Raw genomic sequence first — 16,652 nt, forward strand, 5'->3', positions numbered from 1 at the left:
AACTTTCTGATAACACTTGCCCCGACACATAGCTATTGCTTCGAAATTGCGGTATGGTGTGTCGCTGACGAGGAGGCGATTTGATGTACGAATACATGAGAGGGCTGCAGCGGCAATTCTTCAAAGAACCGGACTTCCCGGAACTGCGGCAGGAACTTAATGTGCTCCACCAGGAGTTGACTGAGGATAAGCCCAAGGATGAGCGGCGCAGGCTGCTGAAGCTGGTGGATCTGGAAGCGGAGTTGCGGGACGAAATTTCCCTCGCCAGCTTTACGGCAGGCTTCCGTCTGGCGTGGGGTATTATCGGTGAATTGAACATAGAGCCGCCCTACTCCTTCGCCGAGGAAGAAGAGCGCAGGATGGGGCAGCTTGCAGACTTAAGGAGGGATGACTAATGGCAAAGCGCAGACCGTCCGGTGACGGCATGGTGCGCAAACGCGACGATGGTCGCTGGGAGGGCCGCATCGTGGTGGGCCACAAGAAAAACGGCGACCCCATCTTTCATCACGACTACGCAAATACCCAAAAGGAACTGACGGACAAGCTCCACCAGAGCATCGAGCGTTACCAGGATGTGGAGCTGACCGAGGACAGCCGCATGACGCTGGGCGAATGGCTGGATATCTGGCTGGAGGAGTATAAGGAAGGCACTATCCGTCCCAGCACCATGAAGAGCTACCGTCAGTTTGTCGACTGCTACATCAAACCCCAGCTCGGCCACAAACAGATGTCTCTCATCACCAGTCAGGACATCCAGCGCATGTACCGTCGGCTGAAAAAAGAGGGGCGTATCCATGAGCATTCCGAAGATGGATACGAGCTTTCCGATGCCACCGTTAATCACATCCACACCATGCTCCACGGTGCCATGAAGGACGCGGTGCAGGCGCATATTATTGCGAAGAATCCAACTGAGGGGCCGACCGCCCCCAGACCAAACTACAAGCCCAAGCGCATCCTGAACGAGCAGGAGCTGGACACCTTCATGGAGGCCATCCGACAGGACGAAGTCTGGTACGAGTTCTTCTACACTGAGCTCATGACCGGCCTGCGTCGGGGCGAGATCTGTGGCCTCATGTGGAAGGACTTTGACGAAAAGAAAGGCACGCTGAAAGTGTGCCGCACCCTCCACAGCAAAAAGATGGGCGTGTTCGCTCTGGGCGACACCAAGACCAGCAAGGGTACCCGCACCATCATCCTGCCTCAGAGCATCGTCGAACTCCTGCGGCAGAGAAAGAAACGAGCCATCAGCCAGTGGATCTTCCCCCACCCCACCAGCCCGGAGTTGCCGGCGAATCCTGACTCGGCCTACCGCCGGCTGAAAGTGCTGCTCCAGCAGGCAGGCCTGCCTGACATTCGGTTCCATGACCTGCGCCACACCTTCGCCACCCACGCCCTCGCCAGCGGCGTGGACGCCAAGACCCTGTCCGGTATCCTGGGCCATACCAATGCATCCTTTACCCTGGACACTTACACCCATGTGACTTCGGATATGCAGCGGCAGGCCAGCGGCATCGTGGGCGGCTTCATAGAAGACTTGTTCGGAAAGGAGTTGAAACCGTGGCAAGAAAGCGAAAAAACGGAGACGGAACCATAAGGCAACGTACTGATGGACGTTGGGAGGGCCGCTATGTCGTCGGCTACGACGATAAGGGCTATCCCAAGACGAAGAATGTCCTCGCAAAAACCAAACGGGAGTGCGCCGAGAAACTTCAGAAGCTCAAAGAGGAACTGGGCGGCATCAAATCCGACAAGGTGAAGCCAGACATGCGGTTCGGCGACTGGCTGGAGTATTGGTATGAGACCCACGCTAAGCCCAAGATCCGCGCCACCACTCAGTTAGGCTATGAGAGCCGCATCCGTCTGCATATCGCCCCGGAGATCGGTAACATCCCGCTGAACAAGTTGACGCAGAATGATCTCCAACAGTTTTACGCAAGACTCAAAAAGAATGGCCGGAAGACCCTCACGGAACGCTTCGGCGAGGGACTGTCCGACCGGATGGTGCGTATGTGTCATGCCACCTGCCGCACCGCACTGGAGAAAGCGGTGCAGGAAGGGCTCATCCGCACTAACCCGGCCATCGGCTGTAAGCTCCCGCCCAAAAAAGCACGTGAGATGCAGGTGCTGGACCGGGACGAGCTTCAGCGGTTTCTCATTCAGGCTAAGGCTGAGGGCTACTACGAGCTCTTTCTCCTGGACCTGGCTACCGGCCTGCGCCGGGGCGAGCTCATGGCACTCCAGTGGGATGATCTGGACTTCGAAACGGGTGTGCTGAATGTGAACAAGCAGGTCTATCAGGTCAATGGAGAACTCCAGTTCAGCGAACCGAAAACGAAAAACTCCATTCGTAAAATCGTACTGCCGCCATCGGTGGTCGAGGTGCTGAAGGAGTACAAGAAAACGGTGGACTCCCGATGGATGTTCCCGTCTCCGGTGAAGGAGGATCGTCCGATCACCCCCGGCGTGGTGCGCAAACGGCTCCAACTCATCCTGGAACACGCCGGGTGCAAGCAGGTGCGGTTTCATGACTTGAGGCACACCTTCGCGACGCTGGCTTTAGAAAACGGTATGGATGTGAAAACTCTCTCCGCCATGTTGGGCCATGTGTCGGCGGCGACCACGCTGGACATCTACACCCACATCACCGACGATATGCAGCACACAGCCGCCGCCAACATCGACCGTGGAATCGGCAAAGCAGCGCCACTAGAGGGCGGTTCAGAGCCGGGGCAGGAAACTGCCCCGGCCTCGCCGGAAAAGCCGAGGATGACCGATTTCAAGCCCGTCATGAGCCGACGCAGGGCGGGTACCGGGTGTATCTCATCCAAAGGGCCAAACCTGTGGGAGGGGCGCTACTCGCCCATGTGGATCGACGGCAAGAAGCACTCCCGTAATGTCTACGCACACACCCGTGAGGAGTGCGAGGAGAAGCTCAAGTTTCTGATTGTGGAGATGAAAGCTGAGCTGGCAAAGCTGAAGAAGCAGAAAGCGCAAGGGGAAGCCCCAGAGAGCGGATAAGAAAGCAAAAAAGTGGATGTAAAAAGGATCACCGACATAGGCACCGATTGCTCGGTACTATGTCGGTGGTTGATTATTTTACGCTGGCCGGCAGTAGCTACAATCCTTCACACAGTCGTATGTTGGATTGTAATTTATATACTTCAAAATATCAATACTCTTTACAAGTTCTTGATTACTTTTACAGCTACACCCTGAATGTCCAAATCTTTGTACGAGCATGGCTCGTACTGATCATTTTCCGGATACAGCACAATCCTCTTATTATCGTCATCGAAGTGTAGTCGTTTTATTGTCGTACTGCCTTCAATCAACGCAACAACAATTTCTCCTTCGCATGCTGTAACTTGTTGTTTAACAAGTACGTAATCTCCATCTTCAATACCGGCATCAATCATAGAGTCACCTGATGCTACAAGTATGTAGTAATCGCCATTATCCAGTATTGATTCTGGTAAGGGAAGGCATATTTCGTTTTCGGTTATCGCCTCCTTTACAGGACCACAAGGAACTCTACCAAGAATAGGAATGTACACAACACTGGTGCTCTCCAAAGTAAACCGAGATAGGATAGTTTTTGGTGTTTCAGGTGTGGAAACCTTGTTGATAATAAGATCTTGTGTGTATTGCCCCTGCGCCAATTGATATGTATACACATTTTGGTATACAGATGTGAGTAGGCTTCTGCCCAATTCGACCGCCAGTCCTGCAGGAATAGCAGCAAAAAGGTGAATCTCGGCGTACTTGGAAGCAAGTGGATTTAGGATGTCGGTAATTGTTTTTGCAACACTGCGTAAATCATCGTTGTACAGAGGATACCCGACTTCAATCCGATCTGTTGTAAACTCCAGCAAATCGTAGTGCTGTCCATCCATCGTAGCAGATATTAATTTAGACTCGATTTTAAACGAAGTTGAAACGGAAACAACAAGGATGTTATTATTTGACAAAGAGGCTTCGCAAGAAGTGGATATATGATCTGATGCTTCATTATATACCCACTTTTCTGTGTTACGATCATATTGATGAATTATGAGCGCGGCGTTTTTTTGCAGGTTGAAACCAAGAGACAGTAGCATGGGGATTGGTGCAAGAGGATATAAGTGTACGGTTTTACCCTTTTCTGATAAGAGGAGAATTGTATCAGAAAAGTCCCGAACAGTTTCTGGAGAGAATCCAGTAGGATTGCCGTATGGACCACAGTAAGTGTGTATATCATAATTTTTAATCCCGAGTGATTCATCCAACTGTTTTCTGGAAATATGCCCACCTATTGTCTTACAATCAACAGCAACAATATCGATATTATTTGGAAAGTGGGAAGTGTTAAAGTAGAAGATACCGTGATCATCTGTTTCAGGAAGTGTACTATCAATACACCACTTCCCGCTTTTCCAACTGTAGATTTCAGCTTTATAAAAGTTGATATCAGTGTCAATAACACCCCAGACGTAGCCACCAACAGAGTAACCTTCATCATCGACATACCCGCCTGGGGCGACAATTTCAATAACATCGTGGTATCTGTGGATTTTAATATTAGCTCGATGCGTATGTCCGCAGAAATATATGCCGATGTTATGTTTTTGAAACAACTCGAGAATTCTATCGTGCTCAGAAATCGTAAGTTCATCTAATGGATGATGACCAACTGCAATATTAACAGATTTTTGCAAGTCTTCGTCGGCCGAGGACAGAAGTAGTTGGAGTTGTCGACTGCCGATTCTCAAAGACCGGCTAGAGGAAGAGTCGGTATCAAACCACGCTGTATTGAGTTTTACAACAGTTATGGGAGAGGAAAAGCAAATTGCGTGGGGATTATCGTAGTTAGAGTAATAACTTGAGCCAAATATTCCTGTATATACAGCATCGAATTTATCAAAAGCAGTTAACATAGATGTGCAATGAGCTTCATCCAAGGCATCGATTGTGGTATCTTTTAGATCTGGCAAGGTATTCAGTTGCTCAATTACAATTTGTCTGTCATGGTCATGATTTCCCGGAACAAGTATTACATTTTCCAGAGGTAAATGCATCGCATCAATTAGTTTCTTGACAAACTCAACAGTTTCTGTATCCGCTTGGTTGTTTCGGAACAAAACATCACCAGTTAGGAACAAATGCGTAAACGGCTCGGTTTGACTCAAATTACTAATTCGGGCTATAAAGTCTTCACGCAGAGAATGAGAATCAAAGTTTTTAAAATTAAAATGAATATCGGAAAGATGTAGCCACTTAATTCTCATATTATTCTCTCTCCTATCTGTTGCAAGATACTATTGCCTAGTATATAGTCCGTCAACTTTGGGACATTCAAATATTTCTACAATTGTTTTATCTCGTGGATCTCCGATCCATACGCGAGTACTATCGGTTCCGGAAATAAGGAAAAAGATATAGTCACAGGCGGTTCTATCGGATTCCAGAGTCTTTCTCCAATCGTCCCAATCTATTGCAGAAGGAACAGGTGTGACTTGGGGGTGAGTGTGCCAAACACCCATGTAAAAGCTCTTATGGAACTTCTCTTTGAGCAGAAAAACTCTATGCGCAGGATTAAGCATATCGAAATGAGTACGTGTCCGCCGATCGAGGCTATGTGGAACAGATACTTTTTCAAGAACTATGTTTCCGGTATCTTTATGTTCATATCCAATAATATACCCGCCGCTTTCTGGAGCATCAGGGTCTATCTGTAGCCACTTTGCAATTTCATCTAAAACCGATGTTAGTATGTCTACAACACAGCCGTTGGGGAGAGCCAGTTTAACGCAACCACAATTCAGTTTAATTGCCACAGCAGCGACAGGCCTCCTTCGTAAACGAAGCGTAGTCATACGCAACAGAATTCGGGCTAATATTTACCAGGTAGTTACCTTGGACGTTTTCAAACTCCTCTTTGTGCAGTATATCAAGTAGTGCAGAAGTCGTGCGTAGCAGTACCGATGTACCATATGCAACTCGTGTAGCCCCACAACCATTGCGAATGGTGTTTAGCTCGATATCTTCGTCTGCAGTAATGTTAGCTTGGTTGTTTACCATATTTCCGACATTGTCGGTGAACAGACATTCGAAGCAACCGCTTGTGCTATAATCGACTCTCAGCAGGTGGCTGTGCTGCCCGCCGGCTTCCAACCAAGCAAATAGTACCTTCGCTTTACAGCCGTTCTCTTTTAGAACTCTGTTTAACCGAAGTTGTGTGTCACTGCTTCCTACAGTGAAAATAATATAGTCTGCAGTAGGCATCTCTTTGATAAGTTTTGCAGCATCGATATTCTCATCATGAGTATCAACATGGATTTCAGGATGCATCATTTCCAAGTAAAATCCCAAAAGGGATGCTTTTTTGCCATTCTTAAATATTCCGGAGCAATACCATCGCATAAAATTTTCGGGCGATAAAGCATCTCCATCGTAAATTGTTAGGTCTTTAAATCCGTTTTTGACTAATTCGCTGGCAACATAACTTCCCAAAGACCCTGCACCAATTAACAATACCTTTTTACTCAAATTTCCTGTACTGTTGCCGATTACTTGATTGAGATGGCGATAATCTATCTCTTCGCTCTGAAGCATCTCAACAGAATGGATATTGTGGATTAATCTTTCGAGCATAGAATTCTGATTGCCGCCGTGAAACTTTATACGTGCCAGGAAGGTGTATGGCGTTTTCGTTATCGTCATACCAAAAACAATATCCAATGTATCATACTTTGTTTGTCCTAACCTAAGCTGAAGAAAAGTATCGCGACTTATATGATTTGTGGTATCACTGCATACAATTTCCAGAATCTGTTCTTTGCCCCAAGGATGGTTGTTCCTTGGAGGCAGGATGCCACGATTATCAATAATTGGAAGGAAGATAGCAGCAATATCAACGCGTTGTTGCCAAACCCTATTGCCATTGCGAGTAGCATCCAAATCGGATAAACACACATTAGGCGCAATATATCTAACACGGTCTTTGCTCTGATATACGGATAAAATGGAAAAGGCAGTGTCATTATCTAAGTAGATATCCCTTTTTCCATTTTGAGCAGCGTTATTCCAATAGAAGAGGAATTCCTTTTGAAATTCTTTCTCTTTTTGCAATGGAGACAGTGACAATAGCGCAAGTAATCGTTCGATGGCGTCAACTATTTTTTCTTCATAAGACACCAATGCATTAATAATGCTGCCACTCTCGTATAGACATACGCTCCGGTATTTTCCTTTTGGGAGAGTCGAATTTCCTTCGAAATCAATCTCATTCAACAAAATATGAGGCTGATCGAATGTTTCAACATCTAAAGCGAAGATGTGGGCACATGATGTGATGCTATCTTTTTTCGGACACAGAAAGGCGAAACGCATTTCTTCAAGTCGAAAGACGATAACATCTTCGGTAGAGACTGACGGCTCCACATCAAGTTCTTCATAAGCAGATAGAATTTCAAATGCAATATTATCCAAAGCTATGCTCCCTGTTAATTTGCGCAGTTTTGTTTGCTGCAGGCTTAGGGGGGACTTCAAACTCGTCTCCAAGTACTTTTACAACATATTCTGCAGCATCATGATCCGACTCAACATTGACTGCATTGGTGAGATTATCTTTAGCAACACAAAGCCGTTTGTAAAAAGTGATCATGTACGAGCTGCTGCTATCCTTCATTTTCTCAAAAACATCTGTGTATGGTTGAACAGTTAAATATCTACTAATGCTTGCGCTTGTTATATTACCAGAATAGTCTTGAGTAATTAAAAAACGATTGCATATATTTTGAACTGTTTTCTGGAGCGCAAGCAAATCATTGTCGCCATCATCAGTAGACTGTGCTTCAAAACAGTCACATGCTAGGTATGTCAGGCCGATGCTCGGAGGAATTTCGTGATCGCTAACAGAACTCGCATAGTGCTCATTTTTCCACTTCTTTAAGTAACAAATCACTCGCCTCAACTGTGCATTTCCGTTAATCATGCCACATAGGTCATCATTTAATCCATCGGGATCAGCACGTTCCCAACTGTAAGATCCGTATTCTTTACCTCGTGCGAGATAGACACTATCTCCATCTTGAGCATATAAAGGAAGATCAATGTGTAGGTATTCTTCCCCATCCTTATAATATGCGGCTCGCACACACGGCTCTTTGATTTGGACTGTGCGTACAGCAATATCAATGGAATCACGCAGATATCCTTTGATTTTTCTTGGATCAGGATTCGCCTCGATATCGAGAGGTATCATTACAGCGACATCGCGATCTACAACCGTCGAACGAATCGTTGTGTTGTACTTGTAGCTGCCTTGGTCGATCATTCTAATCTCGCTCTTCTTTAACTCAATATCATGATCTCCCATAATCTCCGGCAACTTATCTTTGATTTCGCTCTCAAGTGTGGTCCTTTTTTGAATAAGCGTGTTTTGCTCACCGTCTATTCTAATATCTTTATAAAACTGCTCGAATTCTTCTTTTAATTTCATTGGATTCACCTCTTGAGTTAATGTTGTTATCCCATGTTTTTAAACAATAGAGTAAAATATTAGTGCAGCTGTGCATGATCAGATACTTGCGATCTTGTTCATATAGCAAAGTTCCTTAAGTATAAACAGCCGCATGGTGATACCAAACGGCTGCCTTGGTGGCACAAAGGCCTACCGTTAATTTATTATAATGCAACTTGATACAAATTTCAATATTTTGTAAAAAGCAGTACAATCCCCCTCACATTCTGCGCCGCAATAAACAAAGAAAAAGTCTCTGAAATCAACGATTTCAGAGACTTTTGTACCAATGCGTGAGAATTACTATTTTCTCCTAAAGCCTTGTACCACAATAGATTGGGCTTTTATAGATATATTATGTCAGACTTGCTGGTACAATGATAGAGCCGTGGGATAAATTCTGACTTATAATGCTGTCATTCTTTCGCCCCTTTGATCCGCTTCTGGATATCCTCCACGGACGGCAGTTGGTGCTCCAATTCTTCCGGCAGATTGCTGGTAATCTGATAGGCGCTGACACCGATGGGCTTGCTCATATCCTTCAGAGAATACTCTGCCACAAGGTCGTTTTTGCTCTTGCAGAGCAGCAAGCCGATTGAGGGATTATCCTGTTCTTTCTTCAGAATTCCATCTACCGCAGAGAGATAGAAGTTGAGCTGCCCAGCGTACTCCGGCTTGAACTCACCAGTCTTCAGTTCAATCACCACATAGCAGCGGAGATTCAGATTATAGAACAGCAAGTCAATGTAGAAATCATCTCCGCCCACATTGAGGTGGTACTGATTGCCGAGGAACGCAAAGCCGGTCCCCAGCTCCAGCAGTAGTTTCGTCACATCCTTGACCAGTGCCCGCTCAATGTCGCGCTCTACCATATCCTCTTTGAACGGAATGAAGTCGAAGATATACGGATCTTTCATTGTTTGCGTGGCGAGTTCGCTCTGCGGGGACGGAAGGCGGTTTTCGAAGTTAGACACTTTTTCTGCCAGCACCTGCCGTTGATATAGACCGCTCTCAATTTGATGAATCAGCACATTGCGGGACCACCCGTTCTCTGCGATTTTTCTCGCATACCAGAGGCGTTCTTCCATATCCGAGAGTTTGTCCAGCAGAGCAACATTGTGTCCCCACGGGATTTGTGCAACAGGCTGTTGCACAAATCCATCACCCGGATAAGCTGCCGCGAACTTTGCCATATATTTTAGGTTTCTCACAGAGTAGCCAGTGGCATCCGGAAAAGAAATCTTGATGTCGGCGGCAAGGTTTTCTATGAACTTGCTCCCCCATGTCTTGTGCGCGTTGATGACTTCACCGATGGAGTGGTAGAGGAGCAGCAATTCCCGATTGACGCTGACTGTCGCACGGTATTGCGCTGTGCGGATCTCCTGCTTGATCGATTCGACGATATTCAGATATTCGTTGGAATTCATCAACATTGTGTTTTCGCCTCCGTCAATTTATGCAGCAACCCCTGACACCCTTCCAGCACATCCCGCCATGTGGCCTCGAAATCGCCGGTGTACCACGGGTCGGCCACATCGCCGGGGCGCTCGGTGTATTCCATCAAGAGGTGCATCTTGTCCTCGAAGTCCCCGCCACAGATGCGATGCATATTGCGGAGATTGGCCTGATCCATGCCGATCAGGAGGTCGTATTCCTCGTAATCATCGTTCTGGAGCTGCCGGGCGGTCTTGCCGGAGCAGTCGATCCCATGCTCCGTCAGCTTGCGCCGTGCCGGGGGATAGACCGGATTGCCGATCTCCTCGGTGCTGGTCGCCGCGGACTCAATGTGGAACCAGGCTTCCAGCCCCGCCTTTTTCACCAGATCTTTCATCACGAATTCAGCCATTGGGCTGCGGCAGATATTGCCGTGGCAGATAAAAAGTATCCTCGTCATTTGTGCGCTCCTATATTGTTTCGGTAGGCTCAGTATAGCATACAGGCTCCGGATAGTCGAGGGGCATCTCAAATGTGCCATAAGGAGGCGCTGTTCCATTGACTCTGTTATCAATGCTTCCGCATAGGCTGTGGGCTTCTTGATATTCATGGGATCCTCCCTCCCGGCGCTGCCGCCTGCTTATAAAGAGAAGGCACGGCATCTGCCGTGTCTTCCCCTGCGTCAGAACCTTGATATCGTCTGGCAATCTCTCCGGTATATACTCAAAGCAGTTGGACGATTTGTTCCCAGAGCAGGATATGCCTATCATCGACAGCCTGGTTGTCATGATAGTGTCCGAAGAACCAATATTGAAACTCCAGCCGCTGGTCGACCATGTCCAGGAAGTCGTTCAGGCGGTCCGTCGTATAATCGGGGTTCAGCCTTCTGACGATCCTCGACGGGGCGCAGTGCGTGATCACACAGTCCGCCCGCCAGCCGATCCGTTCCAGAGTTGCCAGCGCGGTGAGATATTCCTCATCGGAGGGCAGCTCATCCGGCCACCAGCTATGTCCCAGGACGCGGAACCGCTGTCGGGTCCTTCGTTTCCACCAGTATTCCCGCTCAAAGTCCGGGGCGCTGGGATCAAGGATGCCGTCCTGAATGTCGTGGGAGGACGCGCCGCCCATGGTGAAGAAGGTCAGGCCGTCTATTTCATAAGCCTGCCCGCGCAGCAGCCGCAGGATATGGGGCCGTATCCGCTGCACCCGGCCATTTTTCCATTCCTCCACGGGGAGTCGCTTCAGCATATCAAAGTTTTCGTGGTTCCCATCCACCCACAGGGTCGTCCAGGGCTTGTCCTCCAGCCAGTTCAGCCAGTAGTTCTCCTCAGCCGAGCCATCCCATAAGCCGCCGAAGTCGCCTGAAATAATCATGTAGTCATCCCGGCTCATCTCCCGCTGCTGGGGGAAGTATTTGTTTCCAAACCGCTGGAATCCTCCATGGGTATCTCCCGTGATACAGATCATGACGCCCTGGCCCCTTTCTCATTCTCTATGCGCTGTTCGATCTCCGTCCCATCCTTAAACAGAATGAGCAGCTTGTCCCGTCCCAGCACCTTGATGCTGCTGATGAGTTGGCGTACCGTGACCTCGTCGAAATCCGTGAGGGCGGCGCTGGTCTGCTCCAGTTCGTGTTCGATCTGCTCCATGCGCCGGTCAAATTCGGCGGCGGTCTGCCCCTGGCGCTCCAGTTCCGCCTTCTTTGCCATGAGACGGGTCTTGGCCATGTTGATCTGCCGGATCTCCTCGTCGTATTCCACACAGTCCGCTCCGGCTCCCACCGCCAGCTGGAACAGCTCCAGCTGGCGCTCCTGCAAGGCCCGGATCTGGTTCTCCACAGCAGGGAGCGTCAATGGATCACTGCTGCCCGCCAGAGCCGCCTGGATGCTGTCTCTGAGCGTCTGCTTGGCCGTGCGCATCTGGAACATCTCGTTCATGGCGGAGAGGATGGCGGCGTGCAGGGCAGGCTCCTCCAGCGTGGGCGAGTCCTTACAGACCCGCCTGCCCTTTTCCAGCCGGTTCAGGCACCGCCACACATACCGCTTTTCGCCGTTGGGCATCCAGAGCCGCCTGCGGTACGGGCTGCCGCACTCCCCGCAGACCAATATCTCGTTCAGCGCGTATCTGCCGCTGTATTTGCCAAGCTCCGTCCTGGTCTTGGAAGAAGTCTTTTTCAGGCCGGCCCGCCGCGCCAGTTCCTCCTGCACCTTTTGAAATGTCTCCCGGTCAATGATGGCGGGGTGGCATTCGTGGACATAGTATTTGGGCAGCTCTCCAATGTTCTTCTTTTGCTGGTGGGTGAACAGGTCCGCCATGTAGGTCTTCTGGAGCAGGGCGTCCCCAATGTATTTTTCGTTCCGCAGCATACTCTGGATCACGCTGTCGTGCCAGGTCGTTTTGCCCCGTGCCGTTTTGACGCCGTCCGCCATCAGATCCTTGCAGATCCGGCAGGTGCTGTGGCCCATCAGATAGCGGGCAAAGATCCTGCGCACCACAGCGGCCTGCTCCTCATCAATTTCCGGCTGGCCGTCCGGACCTTTGCGGTATCCAAGGAAGCTGTCAAATTGATAGTACACCTTTCCATCCTTGAAATTCTTGCGGTGGCCCCACTTGACGCTGCCGCTGAGAGACTCGCTCTCCGCCTGGGCCTGTGAGAAGAAGAATGTCAGGATCATCTCATTGTCCATGTAGAGGGTGTTGACATTCTCTTTTTCAAAGTAGACGCCCACACCCAGCCGCTTCAGACGGCGGACATAGTTGAGGCCGTCCAGCGTGTTGCGTCCGAACCGGGAGACGGATTTGGTAATGACCAGATCGATCTTTCCCTTTTCACAGTCCCGAATCATTTGCAGGAACTCCTTGCGTTTCTTGGTGGAGGTGCCGGTCTTGCCCTCATCGGCGTACAGGCGGACCATGGTCCAGTCCTGGTTGCTGTCGATCTTCTCGGTATAGTATTCGATCTGCGCCTCATAGCTGGAGAGCTGCTCGTCCTTGTCCGTGGAGACACGGCAATAGGGAGCCACACGCAGATGCTGTTTCCGAAAGTCCCGGTTGACCATCTGCGGGTCAGCGGGGATGACTGTTATTTTCTTGGGTGTTTTTGGCGTGGTACTCATGCCGTTCTCTCCTCTCTGTCAGATGTGAAGATGGTCCCGTTGATCAGCTCCAGTTCCAACGCGCCGCCGTTTCCCAGGCGGATTGCTTTGACGGCTGTATCCATCAGTTCCTGAAGGACACCTTCATCTGCCGGTCCCGCATCCAGGCGCTTACGCAGACAATCCAGCCTGCAGCCGGGAGTGGGGTCCGGGATGGCGCTGTAGCTCTCCGCGGCGGCGGCAAAGATAAGCGCGCGGATCAGCTCGGCGCTTTCCGCGCCGCGGTTAAAGGCCAGATTCAGTTCATTCTGGATGCGGATGGCGTCCATGGACGGGCCGTCCTGCCGCCTGGTATCCGGCGGTATCAGCAGGGAGGGTTTCTCAGCCAGCGCCTGGAGCCGCTGCGTCAGGCTGTCCCGCAGGACAGGATCCTCCACACGGACGGTTTGAGCGCAGTCGGGATTTTCACACCGCCAACGGGGAACTCCGTAGGACTTGGTGTCTCGCGCCATCGCTGCTCCGCAGCGGGCGCATACGGCTTTCCTGCGGATGGGAGCTATATGATCCGGACAGGGGGTACCGGAGGCTTTACCAGCCCGCTGGAGACAAACCTTCATAAAAACCTCGCTGGTGATCAGGCGGGGATACATCCCCGTGCCGAGATATGTTTCATTTTCCAGCATCCGCTTGACCATGTGCTTATTCCAGCGGTCCGTGTGCTGGTGGTATTTGACGCCCTGGCGCTCCATTTCATTGGCGATCTGCTGGTAGGAGAGGCCGTCGAGATACATCTGGTAGATGCGCTTTACTGCGTCGGCCTCTACCGGGTGAAGACCGGCCTTTCCGTTCCGGATCATATAGCCGAAAGGGATCTTTCTCTGCCACGCCATTTACCGCACCGCCCTTTCCATCGTCTCCGCCAACTCCAGCCCGTTGTACAGGCGGAATTTGACTGTCTCCGCTGAGTAAACGGTGAGGCGCTGGATCAGGAACTCGAACAGCTCCTCGTCTACCGTTTCCCGCTGGAACGGTCTGCCGCTGTCCTCCAGATATTCCAGGATCGCTTCTGTGTTCTGGAGCTGCTGGTCCTCTCCGGATGCTTCCAGCGCCCGCCGGCGGAGCTTTTTCAACTCCTTCAGCTTGTGCGTGATCTCATCCTGCTGGGATAAGTAAAGAGCAGGATCCACATACCCTTTCGACTTCAGCCGAACCAGTACGAGATTCTGCTCTGATAAACGCGCAATCTCTTTGTCGATATCGGTGATCTTCCGGTTGGAGCGCAGCTCCAGTTCCCGAAGCTCCCGGAGCCGCTCCGCCATGGGGCGGAATATCCTGGCGGGATCCTGTGCCAGCTTGTGGTACAGGCGGAGTACCGCTGATGTGATCTCCGCCTCCGGCACCTGGGGCACGGGGCAGCGGCTTTTCTCCTGATCGTGCCGGTGGCATACCCAGTAGACCTTGCCGCGGATATCCTTCCTGCGGCACATGGAGCCGCACACCCCGCAGAAGACGCGCCTGCTGTATACAGACGGCCGGCGCTGCGCGTGGGAGAGGAATTGCTCCCTGCGCCGTGCCATCAGCTCCCGCACGCGCTGAAAGTCCTCCTGGCTGACAATGGCCGGATGGGAATCCTCCACGAAGTATTGGGGCTTCTGGCCCGTGTTCCTGATCTGACGGAAGGGGAAGGTATCGGTGGCGCAGGTCTTCTGCCAGATCATGTTCCCGGTATAGGAGATGTTGGTCAGAATGTAATGAATGGTGCTGGGATACCAGCGTTCCCGGCCATGACCCCTGACCACGCCCAGTTCGTTGAGTTCCTTTGCGATATCCTCCTTGCCCTGTCCGTCCAGATAGGCGCGGAAGATATACCGCACCACATCGGCCTCATCCCGGTCAATCTCCAGCTCCCGCTCGACCAAGCGGTAGCCGTAGGGCGGCGTGGGTGGTGTGAAGATGCCCTTCTCCATGCGGATACGGTTGCTGACGCGCATATTGCTGGAATGGTTGGTGGACTCCATCTGGGCGAAAGCCCCGTAGAGGTCCGCCGCCTGCTCCGAGGTCATCTTTGCGGTATCCAGATTCTCCTTCTCGAAGTAGATGGAAATGCCCAGCCGGAGCAACTCCCGCATGAACTGGATGTATTCCCCGGTGTTCCTCGCAAACCGGGAGACGGACTTGACCAGCAGCCGGTCAATTTTTCCGGCCCGGCAGTCATTGATCATGCGGTTGAAGTCGTCCCGTTTCTGGGCCTCCGTGCCTGTGAGCCCCTCGTCGGCATAGATGTCCACCATCTCCCAGTCCTCCTTGGAGGAGATGTATTTGGTGTAGAAGTCCACCTGGGCGATGTAGGAGTTGAGCTGATCCTCTGAGTCGCTGCTGACGCGGGCATAGGCCGCTACACGGAGCTTGGCCTGTTCCGGCGGCCGGGGATCGATGACTGTGATCCGGGGCGCCGCTTTCATGATGCTTTGTGCTTGTACCATAGTCATATTGACCTCCTTTCAGCAACGACAATACCACAGGTTTGGCAGGATAGCTATTCACCAAAGCCAATAAGAAACCGGCGGGAAACCCGCGCAAATTGACAAAGGGAACGGGACGGGATATTATCCAAGGATCAGGGTGGGGCGGAGCCTTCGGGCCAGCTCCCGGTGGGTCACTTCCGCCTCCTCCGTGGTCAGGAGCTCCCGCTCCACCAACTGCTCCAGCAGCTTCAGAGCAGAGAGAAAAGTCAGGTTATCCGATAATTCTTTTCCTGTCATACATAGCCCTCCTTGTCAGGAAGGCCGCCCACCGCGGGCCGGTGAACGGCCCATGATGATATGAAACGCCGGCCATCTCAACAGCAGATGGCCGGCGCTATGTATAACTATTTTCCGCCTGTTGGGTTATTAATTTCAGTTGGATACAGTTTGTAACCGACTGGTTTTTCAGCTTTGATGCGCTCATTCAACAGCTATCTGAGTTTCCAAGCCCAACGCTGATGCCCAGCGCCGCGTCGATCTGGCGCAGCTTTTCCGCGCCTACATTGCCCATGTACTCTCCCAGCCGGGACTTGTCCAGTGTCCGGAGCTGCTCCAGCAGAACGGTGGAGTCCCGGAACAGGCCGCAGGCGGATCCACGCAGTTGTACATGGGTAGGCAGATGCTGTCCCTTTCGCCGTGCTGTGATAGCCGCCGCGATCACCGTGGGGCTGTGGAGGTTGCCTGTATCATTCTGGATGATCACCACAGGCCGGATGCCGCCCTGTTCCGATCCGGTGACTGGCATGAGGTCAGCATAATAAATATCCCCACGCTGGATGGCGCGTTGTTTCTGTGATCTCAACCTTTTTGCCTCCTTACTTCTGAGCAAAAACGGGGGCCGCTCCAGTGCGTGCAAAAGTATGACTAACTCTTTGCTGGAATGCGGCCCCCGCCGCTTCTGAAATTTGTATCATTGGCCCTATTCGACACTACTTCCCAGGCCATGGGCAGTCAAGTGAACCGCAGCTGGCGCCGCGCTCCGGGAATCTCACCCCTCCGAGGATCTCTCCGAGCTGCCCCCATTGCTTGAGGCTGTGGCTGGGCAGGGGTACCATTGTGGGCGGACAAGGTCATTGCAAAACAGCTTGCCAGGGC

General features: G+C 51.1%; 15 protein-coding genes. 3 read left to right on the top strand and 12 right to left on the bottom strand.

Going from position 1 to position 16,652, the window contains the following annotated elements; genetic code table 11:
* The first annotated feature begins 83 nt into the window (after positions 1–83).
* From J9789_RS10695 to J9789_RS10705, 3 genes are read left to right on the top strand one after another with little or no spacing between them, the layout of a single operon-like run.
* On the top strand, positions 84–395 hold the full coding sequence (locus J9789_RS10695; RefSeq protein ID WP_209345197.1) for a DUF6809 family protein: 312 nt from the start codon (positions 84–86) through the stop codon (positions 393–395).
* Complete coding sequence (locus J9789_RS10700; protein ID WP_209345200.1) at positions 395–1,597, top strand: site-specific integrase; 1,203 nt, start codon at positions 395–397, stop codon at positions 1,595–1,597. The genes J9789_RS10695 and J9789_RS10700 overlap by 1 nt, the downstream gene beginning before the upstream one ends.
* Entirely contained in the window at positions 1,561–3,021 is a 1,461-nt protein-coding gene (locus J9789_RS10705) for a site-specific integrase (protein WP_209345202.1), read from the top strand. The genes J9789_RS10700 and J9789_RS10705 overlap by 37 nt, the downstream gene beginning before the upstream one ends.
* Positions 3,022–3,182: 161 nt before the next feature.
* Here J9789_RS10705 and J9789_RS10710 read toward each other — a convergent pair whose 3' ends face one another.
* The 12 genes from J9789_RS10710 to J9789_RS10765 all read right to left on the bottom strand — a co-directional run bounded on the left by J9789_RS10710 (position 3,183) and on the right by J9789_RS10765 (position 16,359).
* Positions 3,183–5,267 carry a S24 family peptidase gene (locus tag J9789_RS10710; protein WP_209345204.1) on the bottom strand — a complete coding sequence of 695 codons (2,085 nt, stop codon included), beginning with the start codon at positions 5,265–5,267 and terminating at the stop codon, positions 3,183–3,185.
* Between the two features lie 30 nt (positions 5,268–5,297).
* Positions 5,298–5,816 carry a Mov34/MPN/PAD-1 family protein gene (locus tag J9789_RS10715; protein ID WP_209345206.1) on the bottom strand — a complete coding sequence of 173 codons (519 nt, stop codon included), beginning with the start codon at positions 5,814–5,816 and terminating at the stop codon, positions 5,298–5,300.
* A complete protein-coding gene (locus J9789_RS10720; RefSeq protein ID WP_209345208.1) occupies positions 5,806–7,470 on the bottom strand; it encodes a ThiF family adenylyltransferase in 1,665 nt (554 codons plus the stop codon). Before J9789_RS10720 ends, J9789_RS10715 begins: the two co-directional genes overlap by 11 nt.
* A complete protein-coding gene (locus J9789_RS10725; protein ID WP_209345210.1) occupies positions 7,463–8,482 on the bottom strand; it encodes a cyclic GMP-AMP synthase DncV-like nucleotidyltransferase in 1,020 nt (339 codons plus the stop codon). Before J9789_RS10725 ends, J9789_RS10720 begins: the two co-directional genes overlap by 8 nt.
* A 437-nt stretch (positions 8,483–8,919) precedes the next feature.
* Positions 8,920–9,936, bottom strand: coding sequence for a PDDEXK nuclease domain-containing protein (locus J9789_RS10730; RefSeq protein WP_340039124.1), 1,017 nt, complete (start codon positions 9,934–9,936; stop codon positions 8,920–8,922).
* The gene (locus J9789_RS10735; protein ID WP_209345212.1) at positions 9,930–10,397 is read right to left on the bottom strand and encodes a low molecular weight protein-tyrosine-phosphatase; all 468 of its coding nucleotides are present in this window, start codon (positions 10,395–10,397) and stop codon (positions 9,930–9,932) included. Before J9789_RS10735 ends, J9789_RS10730 begins: the two co-directional genes overlap by 7 nt.
* Before the next feature lie 263 nt (positions 10,398–10,660).
* Positions 10,661–11,404: a metallophosphoesterase family protein gene (locus J9789_RS10740; protein ID WP_209345214.1), complete on the bottom strand. Its 744-nt coding sequence runs from the start codon at positions 11,402–11,404 to the stop codon at positions 10,661–10,663.
* The gene (locus J9789_RS10745; RefSeq protein WP_209345216.1) at positions 11,401–13,053 is read right to left on the bottom strand and encodes a recombinase family protein; all 1,653 of its coding nucleotides are present in this window, start codon (positions 13,051–13,053) and stop codon (positions 11,401–11,403) included. The genes J9789_RS10740 and J9789_RS10745 overlap by 4 nt, the downstream gene beginning before the upstream one ends.
* The gene (locus J9789_RS10750) at positions 13,050–13,922 is read right to left on the bottom strand and encodes a recombinase family protein (protein WP_209345218.1); all 873 of its coding nucleotides are present in this window, start codon (positions 13,920–13,922) and stop codon (positions 13,050–13,052) included. Before J9789_RS10750 ends, J9789_RS10745 begins: the two co-directional genes overlap by 4 nt.
* A complete protein-coding gene (locus J9789_RS10755; protein ID WP_209345220.1) occupies positions 13,923–15,515 on the bottom strand; it encodes a recombinase family protein in 1,593 nt (530 codons plus the stop codon).
* A 123-nt stretch (positions 15,516–15,638) separates the two neighbouring features.
* Positions 15,639–15,794 carry a hypothetical protein gene (locus J9789_RS10760; RefSeq protein WP_209345221.1) on the bottom strand — a complete coding sequence of 52 codons (156 nt, stop codon included), beginning with the start codon at positions 15,792–15,794 and terminating at the stop codon, positions 15,639–15,641.
* A 187-nt stretch (positions 15,795–15,981) separates the two neighbouring features.
* Positions 15,982–16,359, bottom strand: coding sequence for a type II toxin-antitoxin system PemK/MazF family toxin (locus J9789_RS10765; RefSeq protein WP_209345223.1), 378 nt, complete (start codon positions 16,357–16,359; stop codon positions 15,982–15,984).
* Positions 16,360–16,652: the final 293 nt, after the last annotated feature.

Source organism: Flavonifractor sp. AGMB03687, from assembly GCF_017811815.1.
Lineage (GTDB): Bacteria > Bacillota > Clostridia > Oscillospirales > Oscillospiraceae > Flavonifractor.